This window comes from Salinimicrobium sp. 3283s, from assembly GCF_039602225.1.
Lineage (GTDB): Bacteria > Bacteroidota > Bacteroidia > Flavobacteriales > Flavobacteriaceae > Salinimicrobium > Salinimicrobium profundisediminis.
In genome coordinates this window covers 1,708,515-1,724,758 of record NZ_CP143631.1, presented here as the reverse complement: position 1 = coordinate 1,724,758, position 16,244 = coordinate 1,708,515, and the positions used below count along the sequence as shown (strand labels likewise).

Here is a 16,244-nt window from a genome sequence, read left to right as displayed (position 1 = left end):
GCCCATTCTAAAGCTAAGGTGTCAAAAATGGCATTATACGGCTGCATTCTGGTGCGCCCACTCATCAATCCAGCGGGAGAGGACTTTCACCCAATCCTCGCGATCGTTTAAACAGGGCACCGTGGTGAATTTCTCGCCCCCGGCTTCTTCAAAGATCTCTTTTCCTTCCATAGCGATCTCCTCCAGCGTCTCCAAACAATCGGAAACAAAGGCAGGACATACAATAGCAAGGTTTTTCACACCCTCAAGCCCTTTTCTCTCAATAGTACGGTCGGTATATGGCTGCAACCAGGGATCAAACCCAAGCCTGGACTGAAATGAGACTGAATATTTGCCCTTTTCGAGCCCCAGGTGTTCGGCTACCAGCTTTGTGGTCTCATAACACTGGTGACGGTAGCAGAATTGATGTGCTGCCGAAGGGGTCTGGCAACAACTGCCATCTATCTTGCAATGCGAGTTAGTGATATCGCTTTTTCTAATATGCCTTTTTGGAACCCCGTGGTAAGAAAACAAAAGATGATCAAAATCTACCCCTTTTAAAGATTCTGAAATACTTGTGCTTAGCACACGAATGTAATCATCGTGATTGTAAAAAGCAGGAACTGAAGTAAACTGCATCTGCGGAAAATGCTTTTTCCGAAGCTCTTCTGCCAGCACCAGGATGGTTTCGGTAGTAGCCATGGCAAACTGCGGATACAATGGAAAGATCAGTACCTCATCTACCCCTTTTTCATGCAGCTCTTCGAGACCCGCTTTTATAGAAGGCTTCCCATAACGCATGGCCAGTGCAATTGGCACAGAAGTAAGTTCATCAACTTTCTCCTGAAGTCTTTCAGAAAGTACAATAAGAGGAGAACCTTCCTCCCACCATATTCTCTTATAAGCTTCAGCCGATTTCTTGGGCCTGGTATTCAGGATAATTCCGCGTACCAGGAGGGTGCGTGCCCAATAAGGAACATCAATTACCCTTTCATCCATAAGGAATTCATCCAGATATTTCTTTACATCTTCCGGATCTGTACTGTCGGGCGAACCCAGGTTCACCAATAATACTCCTTTACTCATCTGTTAAATTTGAAGCAAAAATACGATTATTAAATTCGGCTAAAAAGCTTCAGAAAAGCTCTAAAAAAATAGTTCTATTGAAGAAACTTATAGTTTAAGCTTCCGAAGAAAGCGACATGAGATATTTTTTTGGGGTAGTGCCGAATTTCTTTTTAAAAGCTGCGATAAAGTGGCTTGAGGTGCTATATCCCACTTTTAAACCTACCTCATTCACATTAAATTCACCCGAATCAAGTAGTTTTCTGGCCGATTCCATTTTGTAATCAAATAAAAAACTGAAAACCGAATCGCCGTATATTTGTTTAAAGCCTTCTTTTAATTTTTTAAGGCTTAAGCCAATTTCCCGTGAAAGCTCCTGTAACGAAGGTGGCTCGGCCATGTTGGCAATAATAATTTCTTTTGCCTTTCTAATTTTAAGCACATTCTCTTCGTCACTTAAAAAAGGACATTGTTCCACATTAGGTTCTTCAGACCGGTTGAAATAGAGGCTCAGCAATTCATAAGCTTTCGCCTTAAAATAGAGGTTTTTGATACTGGGCACCACATTGTAATTGGCAATTTGGTTTAAAACAATCACCATACCCGGCGTGAGCGGACTGTCTTTATAATATTGCTTATCGCGATTCTCAAGGCTGAGAAAACTCACGTAACCGGCATCTTCAGAAAAGAGGGCATGAAATTTCTTAAGGGAAATAACAATAGAGATCACCCAGCTCCCAGCCTGTAATTCCAGGTCTATTGGCAGGTCTCTTTTAGGGTTGTACAGCAGCAACGCATTCTCTTCAAGCAGCGGGATCTTGTAGTTCCCATTGTTGAAAAAGAACCTTCCTTCTCCTTTTCCTGAGAAGTGAAACTGTATAAAATTACTGTTGATATTCCGCTGAATCTTTACCCGCTCCTTTGACGGGTTTTGAAACCTGAGCAAGTAAAAACCTTCTTCAAGACGGGTCTTTTCAAAGGTACTTTGAGCGACATTTTCCTGCATGACAAAATCGGTTTTTTAGCAGCTTCTATTTAGAAACGTTCTAAACTAAAAAGCTAAGTTTCCATATTTCACAGGTAAAAATAGCCCAAATAAATGATTTTAATCAGTTTTAGGGACAAAATCACGTGCAGCGACAAAAAATGTACTTTGAGCGTTGTTTTTTACTTTAAGCTTAGCTTAAATTTGCTCGTTAGAATGCTATTCAGGTACATGGAAGATTACAATATTTCTAGAGGAAAACATTTTTATACCATTGGTCTTAGCTACAAGAAAGCCGATGCCGAAGTAAGAGGCCACTTTAGCCTGGACGAAACCGGAAAGAAGAATTTGCTTGAGCAGGCAAAAGCTGAAGGTATCGACGGACTCATTGTTACCTCCACCTGTAACCGGACCGAAATTTACGGTTTTGCACAGCACCCGTTTCAATTGATAAAATTGTTATGTGAGCATACACACGGTACCGTTGAAGAATTTGAAAAAGTGGCTTATGTTTACAAGAACAAAGATGCTATTTCTCACATGTTTAGAGTGGGTACCGGGCTGGACAGCCAAATATTGGGAGACTTTGAAATAATTAGCCAGATAAAATCGGCATTTATAGATTCAAAGGATATCGGAGTCTCAAATCCATTTTTAGAACGGCTGGTCAATGCAGTGATCCAGGCAAGCAAACGCATTAAGAACGAAACAGGAATATCATCGGGCGCTACTTCAGTAAGTTTTGCTTCAGTACAATATATTCTGAAGAATTTCGAAAACCCCGCCGAACTTAACATCCTGCTGTTTGGTACAGGGAAAATTGGCCGCAATACTTGCGAGAACCTTGTAAAACACACAAAGAACCACCAAATCACCCTTATAAACAGGACCAAAAATAAGGCAGAAAAAGTAGCCGGAAAATTTGATCTTACCGTTAAAGATTACGCCGATCTACAAGCCGAAATTAGGCAGGCAGATGTATTGATAGTGGCTACAGGAGCACAAAATCCTACCATTACCAAAGATCTTATCTTTAACAAGAAAGACCTGTTGATTTTAGACCTTTCTATCCCAAAAAATGTCTCTACTGATGTGGAAGAACTTCCGGGGGTTTCACTTATCCACCTTGATCACCTTTCACAGATGACCGATGAAACCCTGGAAAGAAGAAAGGCCGCCATTCCCCAGGCTCATGAGATTATTACTGAAATGGAAGCCGACTTCAATTCATGGCTGGAGACCCGAAAATTTGCCCCTACCATAAAAGCTTTGAAAAAGAAACTGCGGACGATGAAAGATGCCGAAGTAGATTTTCAACGCAAAAAGATTGAGAACTTTAATGAACGGCAGGCCGAAGTACTTGGAGATCGTATTATTCAGAAGATCATGAACCAGTTTGCCAATCACTTAAAAGGCGATTCGAATAGTACCGATGAAAGCCTGGAGTTGATCCAAAAGGTTTTTCAACTTGAAGAAACCACCAAGAGATGAGCAGGGTGATTCGTATAGGTACGCGTGACAGCGAACTTGCGCTGTGGCAGGCAAATGCCGTTAAGAATGCGCTCGAAAAGCTGGGCCATGAAACTAAACTGGTTCCGGTAAAATCTCAGGGAGACCTGGTGCTGGATAAGCCCCTGTACGAATTTGGCATTACCGGTATTTTCACCAAAACCCTTGATGTCGCCATGATCACAGATCAAATAGACATCGCAGTGCATTCAATGAAAGATGTTCCTACCGCACTACCACAGGGCATTGTAGAGGCTGCGGTCTTAAAAAGGGCAAATACACACGACATTTTGGTTCATAAAGGAACCGATTTTCTCAATGACGACGACGGTATTATTGCTACCGGAAGCCTGCGCCGACAGGCACAATGGTTACACAAATATCCCAACCACGAGATCGTAGATTTGCGTGGCAACGTCAATACCCGGCTCCAAAAACTGGAAGACAGTACCTGGAATGGTGCTGTGTTTGCAGCGGCAGGCCTTGAACGTATAAATTTAACCCCCGAAGCTTACTTAGATCTCAAGTGGATGATCCCCGCACCCGCACAGGGAGCCATGCTGGTGGTAGCAAAGGAAGATGATGAGTTTTGCAGAAAAGCTCTTGCTGCTTTAAACCATGAATCTACAGCAGTTTGCGTGCATATTGAACGAGAATTCTTACGAGTGCTGGAAGGTGGTTGTACTGCTCCTATAGGCGCACTGGCTACCATTCAAGACGGGACGTTACATTTTAAAGCTGCACTTTTCAGCCTTGACGGGCAGGAGAGAATTGGGGTAGAAAAAGAAATTCCGGTTTCTCAGCACGAAGGTTTCGGTCGTAAATGTGCCGAAGAAGTATTAAGCGCCGGCGGTGACGTGCTTATGCGCAAGATCAAGGAAGAGGTAAACAACACCAAGGGTTAACTTTTTGGCCACCAATTATAAAGTCTTTTGTTTAGTAAAGAAGAAAGTCACGGGAGTAAGAAATCACTTTCTAAAGAGAGAGCGGACATTAGCGTACTTTCTACAAAAAAACTGACTTCGGGCCAGAGAGAACTGCTTTTAAATAAAGGAATAGGCCTCGTAGAAACTGATTTTATTTCAATAGAACCTTTAGATTTTGAAATAAAAACCCTTCCCGAAAATGTCATTTTTACGAGCAAGAATTCGGTAAGAGCAATACTTCAGCATTCGCGCATAAAGGAAATTCAGCAGAAAAATATCTTTTGTGTAGGTGAAAAAACTGAAGCCTTTCTAACACAGCATGGCTTCAGGGTGTCAAAAATGGCAAATTACGGAGCTCTTTTGGCTTCAGAAATTATTGAGAGCCACAGCAAAGGAAATTTCCTGTTTTTCTGCGGAAAAAAGAGGCACGCCGAGCTTCCGGAGCGATTAAGATCGGCAGGGGTAACACTCACCGAAATAGAAGTATACGACACCCTTTCGGTGCCAAAAAAAATAGATCGTATCTTTGAGGGAGTGCTGTTTTTTAGCCCCAGCGCAGTGCGAAGTTACTGTGCAAGTAATAATTTGAAACACAGCATAGCTTTTTGTATTGGAACAACAACAGCTTCCGAAGCAAACAATTTTACAGAAAATGTGATCATCGCTAGCACCCCGACTATCGAAAATGTCATTGTACAGGTGGTGAAGACTTTTAAATAAAACTGGTGGCATACCTTCAAGGTTTTAAAAACCTTGTAGGTATTTGAACCGTATAAATATGAGACCTACAAGGTAAAAAAGGACCTTGCAGGTCTGGTGAAGTAGAAAAAATGAAACTTGAAACGTTAGAAAAAGATTCGTTTTATCACCTCTATAATAGAGGTATCAATAAGGCGAACATTATTTCTAATGAAGAAAACAAAAGATATTTTCTCAAACAGTACAACAAATATTTAGCGGAAAAGGTTTCAACCTTTGCATATTGCCTGCTTCAAAACCACTTTCACCTAGTTGTGAGAATTGAAAAAGAACCTAAAGATGTTATTCAAAGCTTTTCTAATTTCTTTAATTCTTATGTCAAATCTTATAACAAAGCAGAGAATAGAACCGGTAGCCTGTTTGAAAAACATTTTAAACGAATTAAAGTAGATAGTGAAGATTACTTAAGGCAACTAATAATCTACGTAAACTTAAATCCTCTTATCCATTTTAATAAAGATTTTAAAACCTATGCTTTTTCTTCATATAAAGAAACCTTAGCCGAATCTTCTAAAATTGTGAAAGAGGAAGAAATTATGGATCTGTTTGGAGGAAAACAAAATTTTCAGGAAGTTCACGATATACGCAGACTTTATTTGTCTGCACAACTAACATTCGAATAATAAAAATTATGATAAAAAACGATCTTTTTCTTCGAGCTTTAAAAGGTGAAACTGTAGAGCGACCGCCGGTGTGGATGATGCGCCAGGCAGGAAGATATTTGCCCGATTTTATGAAGCTCAAGGATAAGTACGATTTCTTTACCCGCTGCCGCACCCCCGAACTGGCTACAGAAATTACTGTAATGCCAATTCACCAGGTAGGTACCGATGCCGCTATTTTGTTCAGCGACATTTTGGTGGTGCCACAGGCGATGAACATTGAGGTACAAATGAAACCGGGGCTGGGGCCATGGCTTCCCAACCCAGTGAGGACAACGGCTGATGTTGAAAAAGTGATTGTTCCCGATGTTCATAAAACTTTGGGTTACGTTATGGAGGCCGTCAAAATGACCAAGAAGGAGCTCAATGACGAGGTGCCGTTAATTGGTTTTGCAGGTTCTCCCTGGACGATTTTGTGTTATGCGGTACAGGGACAGGGTTCCAAAAACTTCGACATTGCAAAGAAATTCTGTTTCACCAATCCGCAGGCTGCCCATACCCTGCTTCAAAAAATCACTGATACAACTATAGCTTATCTGAAAGCAAAAGTAGAGGCTGGTGTTGATGCAGTGCAGGTATTTGATTCGTGGGGCGGGATGCTCTCTCCCAAAGATTATCAGGAATTCTCATGGAAATATATTCAGCAGATCATCGATGCGCTAAAAACGGAGATCCCGGTGATCGCCTTTGGAAAAGGTTGTTGGTTTGCTCTTGATAGTATGGCGAAATCGGGCGCTTCTGCACTTGGCGTAGACTGGACCTGTTCCCCGGAAATGGCAAGAAAACTAACGGGAGGCGAAATCACCCTGCAGGGGAATTTTGACCCGAGTAGGCTTTATTCGCCACCTGCTCAAATAAAACAGATGGTACACGACATGATCAACCAATTTGGGAAAGATAGGTATGTTGTGAATCTTGGCCACGGGATTTTACCCGATATTCCTGTTGAAAATGCCATAGCTTTTGTAGAAGCTGTGAAGGAGTATAAAGTTTCGTAAAAGTGGTAGTAGGTAAAAGAATAACAAGCCTTAGGTTTAGCGAACTGGTTATTCTTGTAAAGGTCTTTTTAAAACACCCTGTTTACCTTATTCCCACTTACAGGGCTACTAATAAAACGATAAAGACCTGTAACCAGTTGTATGGAAAGCTACATCATGAAAACAACAGGACCAATGCCTTTCGCCATGCACTCTGGAACTACCTTATATGCGCGTACTGTGTTAACGCAGCCGGATCATTGGAGGAGGCTACCCACTGGAGTAAAATGATCACCGATCTCCATGAACGGCTTTCACCAAATGAAGGTCTTGCCAAAGCAATGGACCTTCACAACAACAGGATTGGCAGGCAGTTATTCAGAAGTAATTTTGAAGAAAAGGAGAAAATTGTACCTGTGTTACAAAAAATGATGACCCAGGCAATAAAGGTTACAAGCCTTAGAGAAGTTGAAGAAGAGAATTATAAACTGGTATTCATAGAAGAAGTTTAACCTGAAAAATGAAGGAGAAATTTTACGCATACATACAGGACCTGCAAGATCGTATCACGGCCAATCTTGAAGCCATTGACGGAAAAGCAGTTTTCAAAGAAGATCTTTGGCACCGGGAGGAAGGCGGTGGTGGCCGCACCCGGGTCATTGAAGATGGAAATGTATTTGAAAAAGGCGGAGTGAACATCTCCAAAGTTTTTGGACCACTCGCCCCTGCCATGCAGCAACATTTTGGCGTGGGCGATGTCAACTTCTTTGCCTGCGGAATAAGCCTCGTGCTACATCCAAAAAGCCCTATGGTACCAACCGTACATGCAAACTGGCGCTATTTTGAAATGTATGACAAAGATGGAAATACGGTTGATAGTTGGTTTGGCGGCGGACAGGACCTTACTCCTTATTATCTTTTTGAAGAGGATGCCAAACATTTTCACAAGGTGTGTAAAACTGCCTGTGACCGGCATGATGCCACTTTTTATTCTGAATTCAAGGAAAAGTGCGACAACTATTTCTGGAACTCCCACCGGGACGAAGCCAGGGGAATTGGCGGATTATTCTTTGATTATTTAAGGCCTTCTGAAGAAAAGAGTAGCGAAGAATGGTATAATTTTGTAACCGATGTTGGGGACAGTTTCCTGGAGGCTTATCTTCCCATTGTTGAAAAAAGAAAAAACCTCTCTTTCACCCCCAATCAGCGTAACTGGCAGGAGGTAAGACGGGGCCGTTACGTGGAATTCAACCTGGTGCATGATAAAGGCACGCTCTTCGGATTAAAAACCAACGGACGAATAGAAAGTATATTGATGAGCCTTCCTCCGCATGTACAGTGGGTGTATGATCATCATCCCGAACCCGGAAGCGAAGAAGAAAAACTTGTAGAGGTGCTTCGTCACCCAAGATCCTGGACCTGATATGTCGCTCCTCTGGAGCTCATAATACGAGATGCTTTTATTACTAAAAATATATCGCCTCTCCGAGGCTTAAATTCTTGAGTAGATTTTAATCTATGGAAGGATCAAAATTACTCTCAAGAAGCAGTAAAAACAGATTTTCACCGCAGAAAATTTCTCCGGAATGTTGATGGTGTTTTTGCTCGTTAGAAAAATTATTTAATCTAAAGCTCTTTGAAGATTTAGATATTTTAAATTCGATAGGGAGAATCTGAGCTCCAGAGGAGCGAAATATTTATAGATTAGATTCATTAAAATCAAAAAAGCTCCAGAGGAGCGGCATAACAATGGCCGATACTTATTCCAAAATATACATTCATGTTATTTTCGCTGTTAAAGGTCGACATAGCCTAATTTCCAAAAATTGGGATGACGAACTCTACTCCTATATTACGGGTATAGTCAAAAATAAGGGTCAAAAGTTGCTACGAATTAATGGAATGCCAGACCATCTTCACCTTTTAATTGGAATCAAACCCGACTTGTCTCTATCAAGTCTTATTCGGGATATTAAATCAAATTCATCCCGTTTCATTAATGAAAAAGGCTGGATAAACGGCAAATTTGAATGGCAACAGGGCTTCGGTGCTTTCAGTCTTGGCCATTCCCAATTGACATCGGCAATTACTTATATTGAAAATCAGAAGGAACATCATAAAAAAAAGTTCCTTCCAGGACGAGTATGAGAATTTCCTGAAGAAATACAATGTAGAATATAAGCCGCAATACCTTTTTAAAGCACCGGAATAATAATACAAATTAAACAGTAATAACCGAATCTCATATCATGTTAATAAGAAACCGCAGACTTAGAACGAATGAAGTAATAAGAGGCCTTGTGAGGGAAACTTCACTTACTCCAAATGATTTTATAGTTCCTCTTTTTGTTGTGGAGGGAAAAAATATAAAGGAAGAAATTGCATCAATGCCTAATTACTTTAGGTACAGCCTTGACCTCCTGGAAAAAGAAGTAAAAGAACTCTGGGATCTTGGCTTAAAATCGGTACTCATCTTTGTAAAAGTGCCCGACAACCTCAAGGACAATAAAGGAACTGAAGCTTTAAATAAGGATGGCCTAATGCAACGGGCAGTGAAGACCATCAAAGATGCCGTACCCGAAATGCTGGTTATGACCGATGTCGCTCTTGACCCCTACTCTTCTTACGGCCATGATGGTATAGTTGAAAACGGGTACATTCTTAACGACCCCACAAAAGAAGTCCTTGCAAAAATGTCACTTTCACATGTGCAGGCAGGTGCCGATTTCGTTGCGCCAAGTGATATGATGGATGGCCGCATAAAAGCCATCAGAGAACTTTTGGAGCAGGAAAAGCATTTCAACGCAGGAATTTTAAGCTACAGTGCCAAATACGCTTCAGCTTTTTATGGTCCTTTTCGCGATGCCCTCGATTCGGCACCGGGATTTGGAGACAAGAAAACTTACCAGATGGATCCTGCTAACAGAGAGGAAGCCATTAAGGAAACGCTGCAGGATATTGAGGAAGGTGCCGACATGGTGATGGTAAAACCCGGCCTGTGCTACCTGGATATTGTGCGGGAGATCAAAAATACCGTAAATGTACCCGTTGCGGTTTATCAGGTGAGCGGAGAGTACTCGATGCTCAAAGCAGCGGCCGAAAAAGGCTGGCTTGATCATGATGCCGTTATGCTCGAACAGCTCACAGCTATTAAAAGAGCCGGTGCACAAATGATTGCAAGTTATTTTGCTAAAGATGCTGTCAAACTTTTATAACGGTCTACTTTTTGAGTAACTTTGGCTTGTGCAGCAGCAGCCTAAAATAGCAATAAAACTACTGGTCCTCTTCCTTGCTTTTTTCAGCATTGGAGGGGGATCAGGTTATGCTTTTAATTTTTCTGAAGTACATGAAGAGCAATCGTCTTCTTCCGAAAAATTAGCTGCTGCCAATCCACTTTCAGTGGCCTACAGGGAGAATTTGTTCCAGGAGCTTCCCGAGCTTCAGCAAAACCCCTGGCCCGCCATTTCTTCTTTAGGATTTACTTCTTTTAGCCTTTGCGAAAATCCATCTGGGGCATCTTATTTCAGCTTTAATAGAGATTTACGAAAGGATTTAAAAATTCAGCTTTTCCCCAAACATTTTTTCTTGTGAACGCCATCCTTTTTTGCAAAATATCAGGATAACATAATAAATCGTTCACAATAAATTATATAAAAATGGATACAGCATCCACCCTAATGGGTTTGGGACTACTAATCTTATTCATAGCTCCCGTTGGTTACCTCGTTTACAACCAGTCACACATAGAGAAAAAACGAGCTAAAAAAATGGCATTTTTGGCAAGTAAGAAAGGCTACAATCTTGATGAAATTGAGAATACTCATGGTTTGTCTATAGGTCTTGATAAAACTGCCGGAAAGTTCCTCCTTTTGAGATCTGCTGAAAAGGCCGATCTACAGGAAATCGATCTTAAAGACCTGATGAAGATTGAGATCATCAAGATTGATGAAGATGAGAAAAACACTCAGGCTCTCGATGAGATAAGAGAGATCTCTCTCCTGCTGAAAAGCAAAAGCAACGAAGACAAAAGGCTTATTTTTTATGCCGAGGAAGAAGATCCTGTTACCGAGAAAAATAATCGTCTGGACAGGGCTATAAAATGGCAAAAAACTCTTCAGAAGTATTGTAAGTCATAAAAAATATTCGAATTTGAATGAAAAGAACAGGAGCCGAAAGAGCTCCTGTTCTTTTTTTTTACAGCTTCTTCAACCGTGACTGCTGTTGCCATTATTAAGAAATATCTGACGTATTTACCCCTTCCCACGGCTGCTGATCCTGGCTTGAAAGTCCAGTGAAATATAGGGGTTTAAGAATGTTTTAGGTTTGTTTTAGTAAAATTTCACAGGCTCCTCATGTACCTTTGAAAATATCGGGCGGTGAGGAAACTCAGCCCTTTTTTTTCCGCAGAACATATCTCCCCCTTCTGTACTTCTGCCGGAAAAAATAACTAAAAGGTTTTCTTATATAAACTGAAATAAACTCAACTAAATGAACCAAAAAACTACTTCCAAAATAGCACTTGTTACGGGCGGAAGTAGTGGCATTGGCAAAGCAATAGCCCAAAAGCTGAGTAAAGAAGGGGTAAGAGTGATTATAGCCGACTTTCAAAAAGGGCATTTTAAGGAGGAAAACATTCAGTTTCGCCATTGCGATGTAAGAAAGGCTGAAGATATTGATGAGCTCTATGCCTGGACCACAGAGAATGTAGGTCATCCCGATTATCTCATCATAAACGCAGGGCAGGGTATCAAAGAAAAACTTTCTGAAGGAGACCCCGAAAAATGGAAGGCAGTACTGGAGACAAACCTACTGGGCCCTCTTAGATGCATACGGGCGTTTACCCCCAACATGATCTCTAAGGAAAAGGGGAATGTGGTGTTCATTTCTTCAGTTTCGGCCGGTCAGCCTCACGCTTATGGGGGCATTTACGCAGCTTCAAAATCTGCGCTTGAGGTAATTGCTGAAACCTTAAGGCTGGAGTCCCTTCCGCACATCAACGTTACCGTGGTAAGCCCTGGCATTGTAAATACCTCCTTTTTTGACCATGAAATCTCCGGAAATGCTTCCGTAGAAGATATGGGCATGGGCGCAATCGCTCCTGAAGAAATAGCAGAAGACGTGTGGTATGCACTAAACAAGAAAAAAGGTACCAGCATAAATAAAATCATAACCAGACCATTATTACAAAACTTCTAACCAACCAAAATTAACCAAATGCAGAAGAAAGTATTAATCACCGGAGGAGCAGGATTTATAGGGTCTCATCTTGCAGATGAGCTCTTGAATGAGGGATATACAGTGAGGGCACTAGACAACCTGTCGGAACAGGTGCATGGAGAAAATGCTACCCGACCCGATTACCTCAACCCAAATGTAGAACTGCAAATAGGAGATGTGCGCGATAAAGCGGCTGTTAAAAAGGCTCTTGAAGGCGTAGATGCCGTAGTACACCTTGCAGCGATGGTAGGAGTAGGACAAAGCATGTACCAAATAAAAGACTACACCGATGTTAATAATGTGGGCACGGCAGTACTTATGGAGGCCTTGATGGACAACCCGGTGGAAAAATTAGTTACTGCATCAAGCATGAGCATTTATGGGGAAGGCCTTTATCTCAATGAGGCCGGGGAGAAAAGGATGGACTGTGAACGCAAACTTGCCGACCTTAAAAAAGGACGGTGGGAAATGTATGACAGCAATGGGAAAGAACTCAAACCTGTACCAACTCCCGAGTCTAAAACTCCCAATCTTTCTTCGGTTTACGCCCTCTCAAAATATGACCAGGAACGGCTAAGCCTTATTACCGGCAAAGCTTATAACATACCCACCACAGCGCTGCGGTTTTTTAATGTCTATGGAACCCGCCAGGCGCTGTCTAACCCTTATACCGGTGTACTTGCAATTTTTGCTTCCCGCCTGCTTAATGACAATCCGCCAATGATCTTTGAAGATGGTAAACAGAAGCGTGATTTCATTCATGTAAAAGATGTAGCCCGTGCCATTCGCCTGGCTATGGAAAAACCAGAAGCCGATGGTGAAGTATTTAACATAGGTAGCGGCAACCAGTACAGCATCCTTGAGATTGCAGATAAACTTGCAGGTGTAATGGGCAAAGAAAAGATTAAAGCTGAAGTCACCGGAAAATACCGGGTTGGCGATATAAGACACTGCTTTGCAGACAATACCAAAACAAGAGAGAAACTGGGATTTACTCCCGAAGTGAAATTTGAAGACGGATTATTTGAACTTGCCGAATGGCTCAAAACCCAAATAGCCACAGATAATGTGAGCAAAGCAAGCAGCGAATTGTCTTCCAGAGGTTTAACCGTGTAAAAGAATAGCGATGAAAGTAAAGAAGAATTTAGATAATAATACTCCTTCACTCGGCATTCTGGAATGGTTTAGACCGGGTGAACATGAGGAAGTGAAAGCCGCGATAGAAGATTTTAAAAAACTCGGAATTAAGCATTTACGCACAGGAATTTCGTGGGCCGACTGGTATGTAGAAGGTACAGAGGAATGGTACGACTGGCTATTTGCCGAACTTGCTCCCCATGTTGAGATACTGCCTTGCTTCCTTTATACGCCACCTTCAATTGGTGAGATGCCGAAGACCTCGGCACCGCCTAAAGACCTTAAAGCCTACGCCGATTTTATAGATACTATGATCACCCGCTATGGGGAATATTTTGAATGGGTTGAACTGTGGAACGAGCCAAATAATAAGGTGGAATACGATTTTACCCTTGATTACTCCTGGAACAAGTTCTCTACCATGATAGGTATGGCGGCACATTGGGCTCAAAAAAGAGGAAAAAAGACCCTGCTTGGAGGGATGAGTCCCATTGACCCAAACTGGATGCAGATGATGATTGAGCAGAAAGTGCTTGATCATATAGATGCTGTGGGAATACATGGTTTTCCTCATGTTTTTGACCAACAGTGGAAAGGCTGGGATGTCAATATCAAGTGCATAAAAGAAGTGATGGAGAAATTTGGGTACAGTAAAGAGATCTGGATCTCTGAAGCCGGTTTCTCCACCTGGCAAAATGATGAAGTAAAGCAATACCAGGAATTTAAAAATGTTCTAAATGCCGATGCCGACAGGATCTACTGGTATTCTTTAAAAGATCTCGACCCCGTAAATTCCACCGTTGGTGGTTTCCACCTTGATGAGAGGGAATACCACTTCGGATTAAAAAAGACTGATGGCACCAAAAAGCTGCTGTACAAACTCCTTGAGAAAAATGGTCTTGAACAGGTAAAACATCAGGATTATATTCAGAAACAGTACAGGGTAAAAACCGATGAGAAATATACCCTGATCACCGGAGGTGCCGGTTTTATTGGCACCAATCTCGCTTCAAGATTTCTTTCTGAAGGGAAAAAGGTGATGATCTATGACAGCCTATTTAGAGATGGGGTTGAAGAGAACCTTCAATGGCTTCAGAAGGAATATGGAGATAAGCTCATTATTCAAATCTCAGACATCAATGAAACGCGAATACTTCAGGAATGCGTGAACCATGCTTCCGAAGTTTTCCATCTCTGCGCACAGGTTGCTGTGACATCATCGGTCACCAATCCTATTCACGATTTTAACGTAAACCTCAACGGCACCTTCCATCTTCTGGAAGCCATAAGAAAGAGTGAACATCAGCCGTCATTGATCTTTACTTCTACCAACAAGGTTTATGGAAATCTTCAGGATGTAAAAATGGTTGAAAATGAAACCAGGTTCTATCCTGCCGATTCAAAAATTAAAGAATATGGGATCAACGAAAAGATCCCGCTGGACTTCCATAGCCCTTATGGCTGCTCAAAAGGAGCTGCAGATCAGTATATTCTTGATTATTCGAGAACCTACGGTTTAAAAACGGCTGTATTCAGAATGAGTTGCATCTACGGCCCACACCAGTTTGGTACCGAAGACCAGGGCTGGGTAGCACATTTTTTAATTAGTGCACTTGAAGACAAGCCCATAACCATCTACGGAAACGGAAAACAGGTGCGGGACATTCTCTTTGTAGAAGACCTGATTGATGCCTTTATGCTGGCCCACAAGAACATTGATAAACTGGCGGGGCAGGTATTTAATATCGGCGGCGGACCTCAAAATACAGTTAGTCTCCTGGAGATCCTTAACACCATAAGGGAAAAAGCCGGAAAAGAAATGAACGTGAGTTTTGAAGACTGGCGTACGGGAGATCAATTCTACTATGTGTCCAACACCAGCAAATTCAAAGAAGCCACCGGCTGGCAGCCCAAGTATTCTGTAGATAAAGGGGTTGAACACCTCCTGAAATGGCTTTGTGAAAACCGAAATATTGAGTTACCAGCAAATTTAAATCCTACAAAAGAAATCGCCATATGAGTTCACCGCAGGCTGTACAGGAAAAAGCACCTGTAGAAGAAAATACTGCAACTGCAAAAGCCGCAGTTTTACAAGCCCCTCAAAAAGTTGATGTTGAACAAATAAAAGTAGCCGAACCCGGCCAGGGAGAAGTACGAATAAAGCTGGAAGGCAGCGGCGTATGCGCTTCAAACATTCCGGTGTGGGAAGGCCGCGACTGGTTCAATTATCCTGTAACTTCGGGAGAACCGGGCCACGAAGGCTGGGGGGTGATAGATGCCGTGGGAGAAGGAGTGACAAAATTTAAAAAGGGCGACAGGGTAACTGCCCTCACCTATAATGCCTATGCCACGCACGATATAGCAAAAGAAGAAAGCACAGTAAAACTCCCTGCTTCTTTAGAGGGGAAACCTTTCCCCGGTGAACCCCTTGGCTGCGCCATGAACATCTTTGAACGCAGCGATATCCAAAAAGGCCAAAAAGTTGCTGTTGTTGGGAGCGGATTTTTAGGACTGCTTCTCATTCAACTGGCCAAATCGGCCGGCGCCGAAGTTATTGCTGTTTCCAGAAGAGCATTCTCCCTGGAAGCCGCCCAAAAAGCAGGGACCGATCATTTGATCGAGATGGATGATCACTACAAGATCATTGAAAAAGTAAAGGAATTAACCGAAGAAAACTTTTGTGAGCGGGTGATAGAATGTACAGGAAAGGAATGGCCGCTTAACCTCTCCATAGAACTTACAGGCGAAAGAGGAAAACTTATTGTTGCCGGCTTTCATCAGGATGGGATGCGCAGCATAAACGTGCAAATGCTCAACTGGCGCGGCATAGATATGATAAGTGCCCACGAGAGGGATCCGCAGCAATACATAAAAGGGATCAAAAATGCCATAAAAGCCGTGGAAGACGGTAAAATGGATCCTTTCCCCCTGTTTACCCACAAATTCTCTCTTGAAGAAATGGAAAAAGCCTATGAACATTTAACCCAAAGGCCAGACGGATTTATAAAAGCTTTAATTGTCAACTAAG

Annotated in this window: 17 protein-coding genes; 15 read left to right on the top strand and 2 right to left on the bottom strand. The window is 42.1% G+C overall.

The annotated features are described in order from the left end of the window. Nucleotides 1–33: 33 nt before the first annotated feature. Both hemH and VS868_RS07550 read right to left on the bottom strand, forming a co-directional pair. On the bottom strand, nucleotides 34–1,065 hold the full coding sequence (gene hemH, locus VS868_RS07555) for a ferrochelatase (protein ID WP_266070845.1): 1,032 nt from the start codon (nucleotides 1,063–1,065) through the stop codon (nucleotides 34–36). 94 nt (nucleotides 1,066–1,159) lie between these two features. Next, a complete protein-coding gene (locus VS868_RS07550) occupies nucleotides 1,160–2,050 on the bottom strand; it encodes an AraC family transcriptional regulator (protein ID WP_266070846.1) in 891 nt (296 codons plus the stop codon). Nucleotides 2,051–2,260: 210 nt separating this feature from the next. On the opposite strand from VS868_RS07550, the gene hemA reads away from it, so the two are divergent. The 15 genes from hemA (at nucleotide 2,261) to VS868_RS07475 (ending at nucleotide 16,243) form a co-directional block, all read left to right on the top strand. Beyond that, nucleotides 2,261–3,520 carry a glutamyl-tRNA reductase gene (hemA, locus tag VS868_RS07545; protein WP_345599823.1) on the top strand — a complete coding sequence of 420 codons (1,260 nt, stop codon included), beginning with the start codon at nucleotides 2,261–2,263 and terminating at the stop codon, nucleotides 3,518–3,520. Beyond that, entirely contained in the window at nucleotides 3,517–4,443 is a 927-nt protein-coding gene (hemC, locus tag VS868_RS07540; RefSeq protein ID WP_345599742.1) for a hydroxymethylbilane synthase, read from the top strand. Before hemA ends, hemC begins: the two co-directional genes overlap by 4 nt. A 27-nt stretch (nucleotides 4,444–4,470) precedes the next feature. Next, a complete protein-coding gene (locus tag VS868_RS07535) occupies nucleotides 4,471–5,184 on the top strand; it encodes a uroporphyrinogen-III synthase (RefSeq protein ID WP_345599741.1) in 714 nt (237 codons plus the stop codon). Between the two features lie 110 nt (nucleotides 5,185–5,294). Further along, nucleotides 5,295–5,846 carry a hypothetical protein gene (locus VS868_RS07530; protein ID WP_345599740.1) on the top strand — a complete coding sequence of 184 codons (552 nt, stop codon included), beginning with the start codon at nucleotides 5,295–5,297 and terminating at the stop codon, nucleotides 5,844–5,846. Nucleotides 5,847–5,854: 8 nt separating this feature from the next. Beyond that, complete coding sequence (hemE, locus tag VS868_RS07525; RefSeq protein WP_345599739.1) at nucleotides 5,855–6,883, top strand: uroporphyrinogen decarboxylase; 1,029 nt, start codon at nucleotides 5,855–5,857, stop codon at nucleotides 6,881–6,883. Nucleotides 6,884–6,885: 2 nt separating this feature from the next. Further along, nucleotides 6,886–7,374 carry a hypothetical protein gene (locus VS868_RS07520; RefSeq protein ID WP_345599738.1) on the top strand — a complete coding sequence of 163 codons (489 nt, stop codon included), beginning with the start codon at nucleotides 6,886–6,888 and terminating at the stop codon, nucleotides 7,372–7,374. Nucleotides 7,375–7,382: 8 nt separating this feature from the next. Further along, nucleotides 7,383–8,285, top strand: a complete 903-nt coding sequence (gene hemF / locus VS868_RS07515; RefSeq protein ID WP_345599737.1) for an oxygen-dependent coproporphyrinogen oxidase — start codon at nucleotides 7,383–7,385, stop codon at nucleotides 8,283–8,285. Nucleotides 8,286–8,611: 326 nt separating this feature from the next. Further along, the gene (gene tnpA / locus VS868_RS07510) at nucleotides 8,612–9,010 is read left to right on the top strand and encodes an IS200/IS605 family transposase (RefSeq protein ID WP_345599736.1); all 399 of its coding nucleotides are present in this window, start codon (nucleotides 8,612–8,614) and stop codon (nucleotides 9,008–9,010) included. 101 nt (nucleotides 9,011–9,111) lie between these two features. Beyond that, nucleotides 9,112–10,077: a porphobilinogen synthase gene (gene hemB / locus VS868_RS07505; RefSeq protein ID WP_266070853.1), complete on the top strand. Its 966-nt coding sequence runs from the start codon at nucleotides 9,112–9,114 to the stop codon at nucleotides 10,075–10,077. 28 nt (nucleotides 10,078–10,105) lie between these two features. Then, the gene (locus tag VS868_RS07500) at nucleotides 10,106–10,453 is read left to right on the top strand and encodes a hypothetical protein (protein ID WP_345599735.1); all 348 of its coding nucleotides are present in this window, start codon (nucleotides 10,106–10,108) and stop codon (nucleotides 10,451–10,453) included. 65 nt (nucleotides 10,454–10,518) lie between these two features. Beyond that, a complete protein-coding gene (locus VS868_RS07495) occupies nucleotides 10,519–10,998 on the top strand; it encodes a hypothetical protein (protein ID WP_345599734.1) in 480 nt (159 codons plus the stop codon). Nucleotides 10,999–11,350: 352 nt separating this feature from the next. Continuing rightward, a complete protein-coding gene (locus VS868_RS07490; RefSeq protein WP_345599733.1) occupies nucleotides 11,351–12,058 on the top strand; it encodes an SDR family oxidoreductase in 708 nt (235 codons plus the stop codon). A gap of 18 nt (nucleotides 12,059–12,076) precedes the next feature. Continuing rightward, complete coding sequence (locus tag VS868_RS07485; protein ID WP_345599732.1) at nucleotides 12,077–13,195, top strand: SDR family NAD(P)-dependent oxidoreductase; 1,119 nt, start codon at nucleotides 12,077–12,079, stop codon at nucleotides 13,193–13,195. 10 nt (nucleotides 13,196–13,205) lie between these two features. Then, nucleotides 13,206–15,236, top strand: a complete 2,031-nt coding sequence (locus tag VS868_RS07480) for a GDP-mannose 4,6-dehydratase (RefSeq protein ID WP_345599731.1) — start codon at nucleotides 13,206–13,208, stop codon at nucleotides 15,234–15,236. Further along, entirely contained in the window at nucleotides 15,233–16,243 is a 1,011-nt protein-coding gene (locus VS868_RS07475) for a zinc-binding dehydrogenase (RefSeq protein ID WP_345599730.1), read from the top strand. The genes VS868_RS07480 and VS868_RS07475 overlap by 4 nt, the downstream gene beginning before the upstream one ends. Nucleotide 16,244 lies beyond the last annotated feature (1 nt).